The organism is Cytobacillus sp. FSL H8-0458 (genome assembly GCF_038002165.1).
Classification (GTDB): Bacteria; Bacillota; Bacilli; order Bacillales; family Cytobacillaceae; genus Cytobacillus.
Genome location: NZ_JBBOBR010000002.1, coordinates 46061 through 60545, shown reverse-complemented (window position 1 = coordinate 60545; position 14485 = coordinate 46061). Strand labels below are relative to the sequence as shown.

The following is a 14485-nucleotide window of genomic DNA, read 5'->3' as shown; positions in this document are numbered from 1 at the left end:
TATTCTGCATTCTGAAAGTTGAACCAGGTTCGGACTCTGAGCTGCTCTTTTTTGCTTTTTGTGTCTGAAGTTGAATCGGATCCGGACTCAGGCCAGCGTATTTATGCTTTTTGTGTCCGAAGTTGAACCAGGTTCGGACTCAGGCCAGCGCATATGTGCATTTTGTGTCAGAAGTTGAATCGGGTTCGGACTCAGGCCAGCGCATTTCTGCTTTCTGTGTCAGAAGTTGAATCGGGTTCTGACTCTGACCAGCACATTTCTGCTTTCAATGTCCGAAGTTATACCCTTGCTCGGACTCTTCAAGATTCAGGAGCTGCCGTAAAGTTATACTAACTAATATTCTCCAATAGATTGTTCCTTCCTGCAAGAGGGTCTGCTTTAAGTTTTTGTTAAACAGCGTTTTTTTTGAAAATACGCTGTTGCAGTCAGTGACAGCAACAGAAGCCATTCAAAAGCATTCACGGCAGCGGCACTTTCAATGGGAATATCTATGGCGCTTCCGATAATCATCAATAAGGACCCCGCAAAAAACCAGAACCACCCCTGTATGCGCCAAATAATGATAGATGCCGCCAGCAATACAGCGGAAACGATCAGTACCATTTTCGGAGGGCCGCCCTGCGCCTCTGCGTTTGAATAGCTTAGAACTCCATATTCCGATCTCGCTTCCAGTTTAAGGCCGAAAACCTCGGTGAAAAGCTCCAGAAGAACCAATCCGGCAGTAAGCAGGTATGCAGCCCATTTTAGCTTACTTGTTTTTGCCCAATCAATATCAGCTTGTTTTAAAGTATGCCAGGAATATAGAACAAGCAGCGGCGTAAAGAAGGCGTGAATCCAGTATCGGAGATAATTCAGCAGCTTTAGAGTGCTGCCTTCCCCGATCAAACTGCCAGCAGCAAGAATTCCATTATCGTAAATCAATCCGAGAATTACAGGCAGCAGGAAGGCAGCACTAACAGGGCCGCTGTTCTTTACAGTGAGAACGGCCCAAATAAATAGCAGTATATATCCGGCTGTGAAAACGGCAAATAATAGAGGATCCATAACATTCTCCTTTCTGTTTCTATTTCTTTACCCCATAATTAATGATTATATTTAATCCCTTTTCTTTTGTTAAAATGATCAGTAGAAGAAAGTATGGAATTTGGAGTGATTTCATGAAAGATTATCCTCTTGAATACTACGAATTCTTTGTCAGTTTCAATGAAGGTGATTATTACACCTGCCATGATCTTCTTGAAGAAATGTGGATGACTGATAAAGGCAATTTGTTTTTTAAAGGCCTGCTGCAAATGAGTGTCAGCATTTATCATTATGAATATGGCAATGTCAAAGGTGCAAGGCTGATGATGCAGGCTGCACATGAATATCTGCAGGCATACAGGCCCGGACATTGGGGGCTGGATCTTGAGCATGTGTACGGCTTTATTGAAGAATGCCTCTCCATATTTCCGAAAGATATCGACCGGCTTCCATTTGAAAAGGTCGGCATTCTGCCTAAATTGCCTCAGCTGATACTGTATCTGGAAGAGTAGCAAAGCAGAACATTATAAAATTAGATAGTCGAAATAATTCAGTATTTTCGATATAATAAAGTGATAAATAGATTATGGGGGTGCCAGTATGTTTTCTGTTAAGAAAGAATTTGACGTTTCAGCCGAACAGGAATGCCTGATTGTTGGTGTTTTTGATAAACCAGCCAGGTTTGAAGGAATACTTGCCCGTGCAGATGAACAATTTGAGGGCCATTTGACAGAACTTGTGAAGAGCGGCGATATTTCTGCCAAGAAAAAAGCCATTGCAAAAATACATACTTTTGGAAAAATTGGGGCCAAACGATTTATTACAGTAGGTCTTGGAAAAGAAAAAGAATTCAGCTTTGAAGGTTTGCGTGAAGCATTGGGAAAGGCATTCAAGGAAGTGAAATCGTCCAAGCTTCAAAATGCCGGTGTTTGTCTTGATACTTTTATAGGCGGAAATGTAGATGCGCTGGATGCAGCACATGCCCTAAGCGAGGCGTTTGCCCTGTCCACCTATAAGTTTGAAGATTACAAACAGAAATCAAATGAACCGGAAAAGGAAATTGAGAGTATTGCCGTTTATTGCGAAGCCGCCGAAGAGGGAGATGTAAAGGCTTCCCTTACAGTTGGATATGCCCATGGGAAAGGAACGAACTCAGCCCGTACATTAGTAAATCTGCCAGGCAATATGCTGACTGCCACTGATTTGGCAAATTACTCATCTGAACTGGCGTGGAGATACGGATTTGAAGTGGAAATCCTGGAAAAAGAAGACATGCTTAAACTTGGCATGGGTGCTCTTTTGGCAGTTAATCAGGGGTCTGCAGAGCCTCCTAAGATGATTGTCTTAAAATATCAGGGCAAGGAAGAATGGAAGGATGTTATTGGCCTCGTCGGTAAAGGGATCACCTTTGATACAGGGGGCTATTCCATTAAGCCGAAGGACGGCATTGTCGGCATGAAATCCGATATGGGCGGTGCAGCGGCAGTACTTGGCGCAATGGAAGTCATCGGCGAACTGAAGCCTGAACAAAATGTTGTCGCTGTCATTCCTTCTACAGATAATATGGTGAGCGGAACTGCATTTAAGCCGGATGATGTCATCACCTCCATGAGCGGAAAAACCATTGAAGTCCTCAACACAGATGCAGAAGGACGTCTTGCACTTGCTGATGCAGTAACATATGCGAAGCATCATGGAGCTGACTTCCTGGTGGATGTTGCAACTCTGACTGGCGGTGTCATTGTTGCGCTGGGAGAAGAAACAACAGGTGCATTAACCAATAATGAAGAGTGGTTTGAACAAGTGCTGGAAGCCTCCTATGAAGCAGGCGAACCAATCTGGCGGCTGCCTCTTTTTGAAAAAGATAAAGAAAGAATCAGAAGCAGCAAGATTGCGGATTTGAACAATTCACCCGGACGTGCCGGCCATGCGATCATGGGCGGAGGTTTTGTCGGCGAATTTGCCGAAAACACACCATGGGTGCACCTCGATATTGCAGGTACAGCCACAACAGCAAAAAGCCATGATCTTGGGCCAGATGGCGCGACAGGCGTAATGGTGCGTACATTGGCATTGCTGGTTGAAAGATTTGAAACAAAATAATATTGATTTCGGAACTCCGGACATCTCCGGAGTTTTTTTATGCGTTTTTTCTCTATTAACATAAGGAACTACAGAAATGTAAATTACCGGAAAAAATCCTTGAATTACGGGTCAAAACCGGCAAAATCCGGCCCTATATCATACAAATACCGGCGAATAGCTTCTACTGGCCTAAACTCCCATTTCTGAATTCGCCAAAAATCATTGACATAAAAAGAAGAAGTATGATAATTTAATACATGTGTTTTAGTTCTCTACCAATTTAGCAGACTAAAGTGAAAGTGAAACAAATGAAAGAAAGAGGGTTGCATCATGAATGCAGTTATACTTGCAGTGTTGATCATGCTTGTTCTCAGCCTTCTGCGCGTCAATGTAGTTCTTGCTCTTGTGGCAGGTGCATTGGCAGGGGGGCTCGCAGGCGGATTAAGTATAGATAAAACAATTGAAGTTTTTTCAAATGGACTTGGAGGCAGTGCTGAAGTTGCATTGAGTTATGCGTTATTGGGCGGATTTGCCTTAGCCATTTCCGCAACAGGGCTTCCGAATCTATTAGTGGAATGGGTCCTGGACAAGGTCGGAAAAGACGGGGAGTCCAGAGGGAAAACATTATCAAAGGCACTTATCGTATTTTCTATTTTATTAATGTCCATTTTTTCCCAAAACTTAATTCCAATTCATATCGCATTTATTCCCATTTTAATTCCGCCATTATTAAAGGTTATGAATGAGCTGCAAATAGACCGGCGTCTGATCGCGTCTGTACTGACATTTGGTTTGACCGCTCCATATATTTTGCTTCCTGCAGGCTTTGGCCAGATATTCCAAGGAATACTCGCAGAAAATATGGAGAGCAGCGGGCTGGCAGTGGAAATGGCTGACATCCCGAAGGCTATGCTTATTCCAGTAGCCGGTATGGCTGCCGGTCTTTTGGCTGCATTATTTGTTTACCGTAAAAAGAGGGATTATCGTCCATCAGAATTAATTGAGACGGAAAAAGGCAATTACTCCAAAAAGGGCATAATTTTTTCACTTGTTGCAATTGCAGCAGCTCTCATCGTCCAGCTGCAGCTTGATTCGATGATCTTTGGGGCACTGACAGGTATTATAGTTATTTACATCAGCGGTGCGATTAAATGGAACGAGGCAGACCAGCTATTAACTGAGGGTATGAAGATGATGGCATTCATTGGATTTGTCATGCTGGCTGCATTCGGATTTGCTGATGTATTAAAAGAAACAGGCGATGTCGATAGCCTTGTTGCACAGGCGGCTGAGGTAATTGGCAATAATAAATCACTTGCAGCCTTGTTAATGCTTCTTGTCGGCTTACTTGTTACAATGGGGATCGGTTCCTCATTCTCAACAATCCCAATTATTGCAACCATATTTGTGCCGCTTTCACTTGAGGTTGGTTTCAGCCCAATGGCAACAATTGCTCTGGTTGGAACAGCCGCTGCTCTCGGAGATGCCGGTTCGCCTGCGTCAGACAGTACCTTGGGGCCAACAGCAGGCTTGAATGCAGATGGACAGCACAATCACATCTGGGATACGTGTGTCCCAACATTCCTGCACTATAATATTCCGCTCATCCTGTTTGGATGGCTGGCGGCAATGATCTTATAATCGTAAGCAGCTTCCCTGAAGGGGGCTGCTTTCTCATTTTTTTAGGAAATTATTAAATCGCGATATGTATATAATTCTGTGGAAAAATTTATCTAGGTCTAGCTTCAGCGCCTACCCCCTCGAGGTCACAAGCTTGTCTTGTTTCGGCTCCTAGGGACGAAAGACTAGCCAATCCCTTCCAGAAGGAAATAACACCTTCTTGCAGGGCTCGTCTTATGCTTGTCGTCCCTAAGCAGTCGCCTCCACATTTCGGACAATCCTCCCAAAAAGGCAAAGAACGCCTTTCCGGGAGGCTCGTCTTGTGCTTGAGGCCCGCAGGACAAGGAAGGCTTCGTCAGCATAACATCGCACGACCAAAAGCGACAGCTTTTGGGAGGATGCGGGTCATGCAGACGTTGCCACAGGACGTGGCGATCTTAGTCTGCGTTCCTTCGTGGGCAAGGCGCTTCCGCTTTTGTTATTGTTATCAGCCTTAAAGTAGGGTACGATAAAGAAAAAGGAACGGAGGTGGCTGCAGTGTATTTTGGGAAAATCAGAAAACAGACCTCAAGCCGGGTACCGCCCAATCAAAACGTGACTACCGCCTTTCCTGTACTGCATTACGGAAATGTTCCGTACTATAAGGATATGAAGGAATGGAATCTGCAAATATTTGGAGAAGTAGAAAAGAAATTATCCTTTTCGCATGAGGAGGTAATGAACCTTCCTCAGACTCAGTACAAAAATGATATCCACTGTGTCACGGGCTGGTCAAAGCTTGATAATGTCTGGGAGGGAGTCCCTGCCGCAGAGATTGCCAGGCTGGCAGGTGCAAAAGAAACATCACAATTTGTGATTCTTCATGCGGAAGAAGGCTGGACCACGAACCTCCCCATTCAAGATTTTTTAAAAAGCACCAGTCTGCTTGCCCATACTCATAACGGTGAGCCCCTTACTCCCGAGCACGGATTTCCGCTGCGTGCAGTGATTCCGCATCTATATTTCTGGAAAAGTGCAAAGTGGATTAGAGGCATTGAATTCTCTCAAACCGACAAGCCCGGTTTTTGGGAGAAAAACGGCTATCACAACTATGGAGACCCCTTTCGCGAACAGAGGTTCAGCTGGGATGATTAATGAGTATAAAAGCGTTGCATACGCTTTTATACTTATTAAAATCCGAACAGCATAGTGAAAATATTTCTCTTTTTTAATTTCTTCCGTGGCTTCTCCTGATCAAAAACCAGAAGGGTATCAGGAGGGATGTCCCGATTTTTAACGGCTGTCCTGGCTTCAAGCACCTCTATTCGTTTAAGCAGACGTGCATTTTCCTTCTGCAGTTCCTCTATTTCGCTGCGGTGCTGAAGCAGCTGATAAGACACCACATCATCTGCTTTTCCGTTCAGCCGCTTCTCAAGCTCGCTGATTTTTAGATATATTTTCTCCATGGCCGGAGCAGCAGCTGTTTCGCCATGGACCGTACCTTTTCTCGTCTTTTTACCCTTTACAGTAACATCCTGTAATATAATCCCCTGATTAAGCTGATCCTGCACCTGTCTCAGCAGGCTAATGTCTTCTTCCGTAAATAAGTAATGGCCCAATTCATTGCGTTCCGTCCGGAGTTCCAGTTGTTTAACCCATCGCTGAATAGTGCTTGGTGAAACCCCTAATAATTTGGCAGCAGCACTCGTATTCATCCTGATCCCCTCCCGTTTTCACAATGAATTCTCTCCGTATAAAGGGAAGTCCTTCCCGGCTGACAAAACAAGTTTTCTTTCGCCAAAGAAAGTGTGAATTTTACATTTTTTTTATTTCTGGTTTTGAAAATTTTTCTGTGAACCAGCCTATTGTTCCGCCAATAAGAGCACCGCCAACTACATCGGAAGGGTAGTGGTGGCCGGCCCAGATGCGGGCGAAGCCTGTGCATGCTGAAACCCACAGCAAAATGCGCCCTATAAATCGGTTTCCGTAAAAAATGACGATAGAAGCAGCAAACGACACTACTGTATGCTTGCTTGGAAAACTTGAATCTCTTTTGGATGGAATCAGTAGGCCAACCTTGTTTTTTGTGAAGGGACGGGGCCTGAAATAACAAATTTTTATAATCTTATTTACAAAAATAGCAATCAGGGAGGCTGCAGCAGCTTTTTTTGCGGATGTTCTGGAAGGTCCTTTGGCCATCCACATGCATGTCAGTACAAATAAAAATAAATACCTTGCCCTATTTGATAAAAGAATCATCAAAAAGTCCATGAAAGCCATACGTCCGGATAAACGGCTGATTGCCTTGAAAATCTTTATGTCCATTTTTAGTCTCCTTTTCTGTCCTTGGGCAGATAACTGCTTAACGCTTTCCTGTGAACGCCTTTTGTTCATTTGCTTATTATTTGCAGCTTGGCATGTAAAAACACCATTTGAGCTAACACAAAAAAATAAAACCATGCAGCAATTGCATGGTCTTAAAACTAAGCAGGAAATAAGTCTCTAAACACAACTGAAGCAAAACCCATATAAGCACTGATGGAGTAATCGTTTATAATATAATTTGGATAATTCCATAAAGTCATCAAGTTACCTCCTTTAAATATTGAATCCCCTGCAGAGGCAGGGGAATTAAAATATTATCTGTCCTGATCTTGCTGACAGCCATTTGTCCATATAGTCAGGAACTTTTCCTTCTGAAGTAAGGTTGGCATGCCCGCCCTGAAGGAGATGAAAAGTTTTATCAGCACTAGACACTAAGTCCATGATCGGAATAATCTGTTCTTTTGGAACAAGACGGTCATTATCTGAAGCGACAGCGAGCAAATTAGCTTTTATATTACTGAGGACGGCTTTCTTTTCTCCGATCGTTAATGCACCGTTCACAAGCTTATTGTCTTTTAAAAGATCTTGATGGATTTGCTTCAGTGCAGCCCCTGCAAATGGAATATGGCCATTGGTCCAATGGTTAAATCTCTTCCAGCGGGAAGCATATACTTCATCGTCGGCCCTGGCCAGAAGCGAAAAATATGGAGAGTAATAAAGGGGGGAAGTAAATAGCCGCATACCTGATTTAATGGCAAAGGCGGGGATAAGTCCCCATGCATCAAAAGTGTCATCCAGGCTGCCTTCTCCATTTCGCAGCTCATCTGCCCATTTATCAAAGACCGGGACAATGCTGAAATCAACCGGTGCAACAGACAATACTAAGTTTTTGACAGGTTCATCCGCAATGGCCGCATAAATGGCTGCAAATGTGCCGCCCAGGCAAAAGCCCATGACAGTTATTTCGTCTGCTCCCGAGTGATATAAAGCTCTTTTTACCCCCTTCTGGATGTATTCAGTAATATAATCTTCCATCGTAATGTCTTTATCCTCATAGCCCGGAATCCCGAAATCCAGCAAATAGACATCATACCCGCTGTTAATTAAAGCTTCGATTAAACTGTTCTGTGGTCCCAGGTCTAAAATAAAGGGCTGATTGACAAGTGAATAAACAAGGAAAATGGGAATAGTGTATTTTTTGCTGGAAGGGGCATAGTGCCAGAGAGTTGCCTTATTTCTTTTCCAGACTGCAGTCCTTGGAGTTAAATTGATCTCCGGTTCAGGCTGTAAAAGAGTATTAACGAATCCAAGCAGTTTTTTGGAAGCTGTATTTTGTTCCATTTATTTTTCCGCGCTTTCAGCAGGGCTGCCAAGTGCTTTTTTTATTTCCTCAATTGATCTGGCCAAAGCGATGACTTTTTCGTCAATCTGATCCATTTTTTCTTCAGCCTGCACAGTTAGTTTTGCTGCATTTGCCACGTCAGTCTTGGTAGGGAAATTAAGAGGGATGGATAGTGTCTCAATGGCGTCCCGGAGTTTTTTCATGCTTGCTGCGGTCACCTCGGAACGAGTGACTAAGTTTTTGAAAATATCTTCTTTGTTAATAGAGTTCTGAATAGATTCATTCAGTTCTCTTTCCACTTTTGTCCCTAACTTTTTTATTGCCTGCAATATGGCTTCTGTATGGTTAATAGACATAAACTTTCTCCTTTCTATGAAGTTAGCTCTGTGAAATCTTAAAGGTTAACCGTCATTCCTCCATCTACGACTAATACCTGTCCTGTCACGTAATCAGACGCTTTGGATGATAAAAAGACAGCTGCTCCTTTTAAGTCATGTTCGCTTCCAAATCTTCCGGCAGGAATCTTTCTGAGAATAACTGAACTCGATTTTTCAAGAACCTTGGTAATTCTGGTAGGAAAGAAGCCTGGAGCAATAGCGTTTACTTGAATGTTGGCAGGGGCCAATTTTACAGCTAAATCTTTAGTAAGTGCAATAACTGCTCCTTTACTTGTACTGTAAGCCACTGCATCAAGAAATGTCGAGTGGGTGCCTCTCATGCCATTTACTGAAGAAATATTAATGATTTTGCCGCTTCCCTGCTTCGTCATCACTTTTGCGGCAGCCTGTGAAAATAAAAATAGCCCTTTTAAGTTCACATTCATGACTTTGTCCCATTTATCAGCAGACAAATCCAGAAAAGGTGCAACCCAGGAAGTACCGCTATTATTAATGAGGATATCGATGCTTCCAAATGTCTCCAAGGTCTTTTGGATGACCTTTTGAATGTCTTCTTCATTGGTGATGTCACATTCGATAGCCAGAGCTTTAACTCCCTTGGCTTCAAGGTTTTTTCTGACATGCTCACATGCTTCAATTCTGCGTGAGCAGACGACAACATTTGCTCCTGCATCCCCAAGTGCATTTGCCATTTGCTCTCCGAGTCCGCGTCCTCCTCCAGTAACAATGGCTGTTTTATTGCCTAAATGAAATAACTCGTTCAATTCCAACGTTATCCCTCCCTTATTTGTTATTAATAGCAATCCTGATATTTAAAATAGACTTCGATATAGTATAGACAAGTTCACCTCATGTGGTGCTAAAATTGTATATTTGCCTTGTCCCAAAAATGTATAAGGAAGACAAAAACAGAAAAGGATGGATAACAAACGGAGGGGGGAGGCGAAAAGGTGGAAAGGGAGCAAATCGAGGAGCTTTTTGAAGAAAGCGGATATCCCGGTTTAAACGGCAAGCTTGCCTATAAAGTCTGGATGACAGGGGTATGGGATGAAGAAGATGAAGACAGAATAGAAGCGTTTTTAGATGCTTATTCTTTTGAAGAAGAGGGAATATTCACTGGCGAATTTCTTTATCACTATCGAATATTCGCCTACATTCACGAAAAAAATGATCTGCCGTTATTTCCGTTTTAACAAAAAACAAACACAGATCAGGGACCTGTGTTTGTTCTACATATATCAGCCAGCTTTCTTAAGCTGCTTATTGGCTGCTTTATAATGATTTTCAAAGAATTCATTAGTATCTTTAACAACCACTTTGCTTAATAGGATTAATGCAATTAAGTTAGGAATCATCATTAAGGCATTTGCCATATCTGCGAAAGCCCAAACAGTTGTTAAGTTGGCAACTGCACCGATGCCAGTCGCGAAAATGTAAATGGCACGGTAGCCCATAATTCCTTTTGTGCCAACAAGGTATTCAAAGCATTTTTCACCATATACATACCAGCCGACAATCGTTGAGAAACCGAAGAAGATAACAGAGAATGCAACGATATATTCACCCGCTGTTCCAAGAACATGGGAAAAGGCTGCACTTGTTAATGCTCCGCCGTCAAGGCTGCCGTCATGCGCCACACCAGAGATCAATCCGCCTGTTGTGTCCCAGAAACCAGTCATGATAAGAACCAGGCCGGTCATCGTACAAACTACGATTGTAACTATAAATGTACCAGTCATCGCAACAAGAGCCTGTTTTACAGGGTGGTCTGTCTTTGCGTTTCCTGCAATAAGCGCTGCTGTACCAAGACCGGCTTCATTAGAGAAAATACCCCTTGAAACACCATTCTTGATTGCTTCAGACACGACAACACCGACAAAACCGCCGGTTGCTGCTACCGGATTGAATGCATAGTAGAAGATTGTCTGGAAACCAGGAATGATTTGATCATAGTTAACAGCAAGTATCAGTAATGCTCCGCCGATATATAGAACAGCCATAACTGGAACAAAGAATCCTGCTACAGTACTGATGCGCTGAATGCCGCCAAAGATGATTAAGGCAGCCAACACAGCAAGTATGACACCTGTTATCCAATTATTAATCCCGAATGAAGTATCCATAACAGCTGCAATCGTATTCGATTGAACACTGTTTCCAATGCCCAGTGCCGCAAAAGCACCAAAGACCGCAAAGGCAACTGCAAGCCATTTAAACTTTTTGCCGAGACCGCGTTCCACATAATACATCGGTCCGCTGGAGTACTCGCCATTTGCATTTTTCACACGGTATTTCATTGCCAGTAATGCTTCAGCATACTTGGTTGCCATTCCAAGCAAACCAACAACCCACATCCAGAAGATGGCTCCTGGTCCCCCGAGTGTAATCGCAGTGGCAACACCGGCGATATTACCATTACCAATGGTTGCTGCGAGAGCTGTCATAAGAGCCTTAAAGTTACTGACATCTCCTTCATCATTGGATGAAGCCTGTCCTTCTTTTGTAAATCCTAATTTAAACGCATATATCAGCCTTCTGAATTGAAGACCCTTCAGCATGAATGTTAAAAGAACACCTGTACCAAAAAGCAAAATCAAACTTGGTGTACCCCAGAGCACCCCGTTAATTTTATTAAGCGTTTCAAGCATAAAATCATCGCCTCCCAAATGTTAACGCTTTCAATTACTTTGACCAACCTATTAATATATGATTTTTTTGTGAGCATGTCCTATTGTAAAATTATCTGAATATAACTTCAAGTCAAATAAAAAAAGTAAAACTATTAGAAATTTTATAAAAACGGAGGCAGGCACCGCTCGAATTTTGTCGAATGGCTTGATGGCTTTGGTAGAGTACAGTGTGTGATTGAGGTATAATATAATAGGATAGAAAAAGTGCAATTTAAAGAAGTTTTACGATTGGGTGATAATAAAATGGAAAAAGATCCGTTTAAGAGGGCATTTAGTGATCTGGAGGAATTGGTAGATAAGATCCGCGATGTCCTGGAATGCCCTGTTACAATAGAAGATGTTAATCATCGCCTGCTGGCATACAGTACACATGATGACCAGACAGATACCGCGAGAATCGCAACGATTATAAGCAGAAAGGTTCCTGAAAAGGTGATCAATCGTTTATGGAAAGAACGGGTGATCCCCCAGCTGATGCAAAGCGGTGAACCGCTTAGAATCCCTGAAATAATGGAAATTGGACTGGGAAATCGGGTAGCCATTTCCATACGCAATCATAATGAGGTATTAGGCTACATCTGGGCAGTCGAAGAGGAAGCCGCCTTAACAGAAAGCAAGCTGAATCTGCTAAAGCTGGCCGCACAGTCTGCAAGGACGGAAATGTTAAGATTAAACGCCCAAAAGAAAAAAAGAGCTGAGGGATACCGGGATTTTTTCTGGGAGCTGTTAACCGGCCATTTCCATACCCATGATGAAATCGCAGAAAGATTTGAGGAATTAAGCATAAAACCGCCATCGCCGTTTGCTGTGCTTGTCTTTAGATTTAAAGAAGAAGTGACCTCTAAAATTGAACAAAACATCATCTATCTGATCACGACAAGTCAAAAGGTTCATATAACCTTTCATGCCGGGATGGGGAATGAATTTATTATTTTAGCAGTGCCGCCTGAACCTGCTCTAGCTGAAAATACTTTTATCGAATTCATCCAGTTTTTCATTGATCAAATGAAAACGCGATTTGGCATTGACGATATTAACGGGGCAACAGGAACAACATATCAGCACTTTGAAAAAGTGGAAAAAAGCTATCAGGAGGCATTGCAGGTTCTGCGTCTTAAAGAACAATTCCCGGAAGAGATCCATCATGTTTACAGCTATCAGCAGCTTGGCATTTTCCGCTATCTTGATGCAATCCTTGAAAAGAAACGGCAGGAACTGTATGAGCACCCGGCTATCGAAAAGATTACTAAATATGACGTTGAGCACCGGACCAATCTGCTCACTACTCTGGAAGCATTCATTGATCATGACAGCAATGTGAATGAAACAGCTAAAAAACTGCATATTCATATGAATACACTGAATTACCGATTAAAGAGGATAACCGATATTGGGAAAGTTGACCTGAAGAATACGAATACAAAGCTATCTTTATATCTTGAACTTAAAATCCGGAGAATGGAAAAGAAGAGTCCTCATTTGTAGATTTTCACAAATGGAGGCTCTTTTATTTTATCGATTTAACAATGACAGCGCTTTACTAAAATTATTATACTGACAATAGTAAATATCATAATTGATAGATTGAAAGGGGATTTTTCCATGATTATTGGAGTACCTAAAGAGATTAAAAACAACGAAAATCGTGTTGCTGCGACACCAGCAAGCGTTGACGCATTAGTAAAGTCCGGACATAAAGTATTAGTAGAAATCGATGCAGGAATTGGAAGCGGTTTCACTAACGAAGATTATACTGAAGTAGGAGCCGTTATCGTAGATACTGCTGCAGAAGCATGGGCAGCTGAAATGGTTATGAAGGTTAAAGAGCCGCTTCCATCCGAGTATGGCTATTTCCGTGAAGGTTTAGTTCTTTTCACATACCTTCACCTTGCAGCAGAGCCTGAGCTTGCAAAAGCATTAACTGAAAAAGGTGTTACAGCGATTGCTTATGAAACAGTAGAAGTAAACCGCACATTGCCTCTTCTAACTCCAATGAGTGAAGTTGCAGGACGCATGTCTGCTCAAATTGGAGCTCAATTCCTTCAGAAGACGAATGGCGGAATGGGAATCCTTCTTGCAGGTGTTCCAGGGGTATCTCGCGGAAAAGTTACCATCGTTGGCGGCGGTGTGGTTGGAATCAACGCAGCGAAAATGGCAATCGGACTTGGCGCGCAAGTTACAATCATCGACTTAAGTCCAGAGCGTCTGCGCCAGCTTGACGATATCTTCGGAAACAGCATCCAAACTTTAATGTCTAATCCTTTCAACATTGCACAAGCTGTTAAAGATGCTGACCTGGTTATTGGTGCGGTTCTAATCCCGGGAGCGAAAGCGCCTAAGCTTGTAACAGAAGAAATGATTAAAACAATGAAGCCTGGTTCAGTAGTTGTTGACGTAGCGATTGACCAGGGCGGTATTTTCGAAACAGTTGATCACATTACAACTCATGACAACCCAACATATGATAAGCATGGCGTTGTTCACTATGCTGTTGCAAACATGCCTGGTGCAGTTCCAAGAACATCTACTATTGCTCTTACAAACGTTACAATCAACTATGCTCTGCAAATTGCAAACAAAGGTGTAGTAAAAGCGATTGAAGACAATGCAGCACTAAAACTTGGCGTAAACGTTGTAAACGGCAGCATCACATACCCAGCGGTTGCTAAAGACCTTGGCTATGAGTATGTATCTGTCGAAGATGCATTTGCTAAAGTAAAAGCAGCTAACTAATAGACCAAAAATCCCCTTGGCCAAAAGGCTAAGGGGATTTTGTTTTGTGCAGTCGAGGAGCCTTCCGCTTTCCTAGTGATGTCTAGCTCCAGGCGCCATCGGCTCTCGGGTCTAAGCCAATCCGTCCAAAAGGTTAAAGAACAACCTTTTAGCCGGCTCGTCTTATGCTTGAGGCCCGCAGGATGGGGGTCATGCAGACGTTGCCACAGGACGTGGCGATTTTAGTCTGCGTTCCAATGGGCGCCTTCCGCTTTTCTAGTAGCCCACTCAAAATAAGGACATCTGCATAT

The 14485-nt window shown here is 42.9% G+C and carries 14 protein-coding genes; 7 read left to right on the top strand and 7 right to left on the bottom strand.

Going from position 1 to position 14485, the window contains the following annotated elements:
• Nucleotides 1-378 precede the first annotated feature (378 nt).
• Entirely contained in the window at nt 379-1044 is a 666-nt protein-coding gene (locus NYE23_RS21655) for a hypothetical protein (RefSeq protein ID WP_341080987.1), read from the bottom strand.
• A gap of 113 nt (nt 1045-1157) precedes the next feature.
• On the opposite strand from NYE23_RS21655, the gene NYE23_RS21650 reads away from it, so the two are divergent.
• The 4 genes from NYE23_RS21650 to NYE23_RS21635 all read left to right on the top strand — a co-directional run bounded on the left by NYE23_RS21650 (nt 1158) and on the right by NYE23_RS21635 (nt 5862).
• Complete coding sequence (locus NYE23_RS21650; RefSeq protein WP_341080985.1) at nt 1158-1535, top strand: DUF309 domain-containing protein; 378 nt, start codon at nt 1158-1160, stop codon at nt 1533-1535.
• Between the two features lie 88 nt (nt 1536-1623).
• Nucleotides 1624-3126, top strand: coding sequence for a leucyl aminopeptidase (locus NYE23_RS21645; RefSeq protein WP_341080984.1), 1503 nt, complete (start codon nt 1624-1626; stop codon nt 3124-3126).
• 312 nt (nt 3127-3438) lie between these two features.
• Nucleotides 3439-4749 (top strand): Na+/H+ antiporter family protein, encoded by a 1311-nt coding sequence (locus tag NYE23_RS21640; protein WP_341080981.1) that lies wholly within the window; start codon nt 3439-3441, stop codon nt 4747-4749.
• Nucleotides 4750-5265: 516 nt separating this feature from the next.
• Nucleotides 5266-5862 (top strand): sulfite oxidase-like oxidoreductase, encoded by a 597-nt coding sequence (locus NYE23_RS21635; protein WP_341080978.1) that lies wholly within the window; start codon nt 5266-5268, stop codon nt 5860-5862.
• 35 nt (nt 5863-5897) lie between these two features.
• Here NYE23_RS21635 and NYE23_RS21630 read toward each other — a convergent pair whose 3' ends face one another.
• The 5 genes from NYE23_RS21630 to NYE23_RS21610 all read right to left on the bottom strand — a co-directional run bounded on the left by NYE23_RS21630 (nt 5898) and on the right by NYE23_RS21610 (nt 9542).
• Nucleotides 5898-6422: a MerR family transcriptional regulator gene (locus NYE23_RS21630; RefSeq protein WP_341080976.1), complete on the bottom strand. Its 525-nt coding sequence runs from the start codon at nt 6420-6422 to the stop codon at nt 5898-5900.
• 100 nt (nt 6423-6522) lie between these two features.
• Nucleotides 6523-7032: a phosphatase PAP2 family protein gene (locus tag NYE23_RS21625; protein ID WP_341080973.1), complete on the bottom strand. Its 510-nt coding sequence runs from the start codon at nt 7030-7032 to the stop codon at nt 6523-6525.
• 306 nt (nt 7033-7338) lie between these two features.
• On the bottom strand, nt 7339-8373 hold the full coding sequence (locus tag NYE23_RS21620) for an alpha/beta fold hydrolase (protein WP_341080970.1): 1035 nt from the start codon (nt 8371-8373) through the stop codon (nt 7339-7341).
• A complete protein-coding gene (locus NYE23_RS21615) occupies nt 8374-8730 on the bottom strand; it encodes a hypothetical protein (protein ID WP_341080966.1) in 357 nt (118 codons plus the stop codon).
• 38 nt (nt 8731-8768) lie between these two features.
• The gene (locus NYE23_RS21610; protein WP_341080964.1) at nt 8769-9542 is read right to left on the bottom strand and encodes an SDR family oxidoreductase; all 774 of its coding nucleotides are present in this window, start codon (nt 9540-9542) and stop codon (nt 8769-8771) included.
• Nucleotides 9543-9722: 180 nt separating this feature from the next.
• On the opposite strand from NYE23_RS21610, the gene NYE23_RS21605 reads away from it, so the two are divergent.
• On the top strand, nt 9723-9965 hold the full coding sequence (locus NYE23_RS21605) for a hypothetical protein (protein WP_341080961.1): 243 nt from the start codon (nt 9723-9725) through the stop codon (nt 9963-9965).
• A 45-nt stretch (nt 9966-10010) separates the two neighbouring features.
• Here the strand turns inward: NYE23_RS21605 and NYE23_RS21600 are convergent, their stop codons facing one another.
• On the bottom strand, nt 10011-11420 hold the full coding sequence (locus tag NYE23_RS21600) for an alanine/glycine:cation symporter family protein (RefSeq protein WP_341080958.1): 1410 nt from the start codon (nt 11418-11420) through the stop codon (nt 10011-10013).
• A 285-nt stretch (nt 11421-11705) separates the two neighbouring features.
• Here NYE23_RS21600 and NYE23_RS21595 point away from each other — a divergent pair, with 285 nt between their 5' ends.
• Complete coding sequence (locus NYE23_RS21595) at nt 11706-12947, top strand: PucR family transcriptional regulator (RefSeq protein WP_341080956.1); 1242 nt, start codon at nt 11706-11708, stop codon at nt 12945-12947.
• 117 nt (nt 12948-13064) lie between these two features.
• Entirely contained in the window at nt 13065-14195 is a 1131-nt protein-coding gene (gene ald, locus NYE23_RS21590) for an alanine dehydrogenase (RefSeq protein WP_341080954.1), read from the top strand.
• The last annotated feature ends 290 nt before the right edge of the window (nt 14196-14485 follow it).

Coding starts and splice junctions, on each gene's coding strand:
- NYE23_RS21655 (WP_341080987.1), bottom strand. CDS start 1,044: ATGGATCCTCTATTATTTGCCGTTTTCACAGCCGGATATATACTGCTA.
- NYE23_RS21650 (WP_341080985.1), top strand. CDS start 1,158: ATGAAAGATTATCCTCTTGAATACTACGAATTCTTTGTCAGTTTCAAT.
- NYE23_RS21645 (WP_341080984.1), top strand. CDS start 1,624: ATGTTTTCTGTTAAGAAAGAATTTGACGTTTCAGCCGAACAGGAATGC.
- NYE23_RS21640 (WP_341080981.1), top strand. CDS start 3,439: ATGAATGCAGTTATACTTGCAGTGTTGATCATGCTTGTTCTCAGCCTT.
- NYE23_RS21630 (WP_341080976.1), bottom strand. CDS start 6,422: ATGAATACGAGTGCTGCTGCCAAATTATTAGGGGTTTCACCAAGCACT.
- NYE23_RS21625 (WP_341080973.1), bottom strand. CDS start 7,032: ATGGACATAAAGATTTTCAAGGCAATCAGCCGTTTATCCGGACGTATG.
- NYE23_RS21620 (WP_341080970.1), bottom strand. CDS start 8,373: ATGGAACAAAATACAGCTTCCAAAAAACTGCTTGGATTCGTTAATACT.
- NYE23_RS21615 (WP_341080966.1), bottom strand. CDS start 8,730: ATGTCTATTAACCATACAGAAGCCATATTGCAGGCAATAAAAAAGTTA.
- NYE23_RS21600 (WP_341080958.1), bottom strand. CDS start 11,420: ATGCTTGAAACGCTTAATAAAATTAACGGGGTGCTCTGGGGTACACCA.
- NYE23_RS21595 (WP_341080956.1), top strand. CDS start 11,706: ATGGAAAAAGATCCGTTTAAGAGGGCATTTAGTGATCTGGAGGAATTG.
- ald (WP_341080954.1), top strand. CDS start 13,065: ATGATTATTGGAGTACCTAAAGAGATTAAAAACAACGAAAATCGTGTT.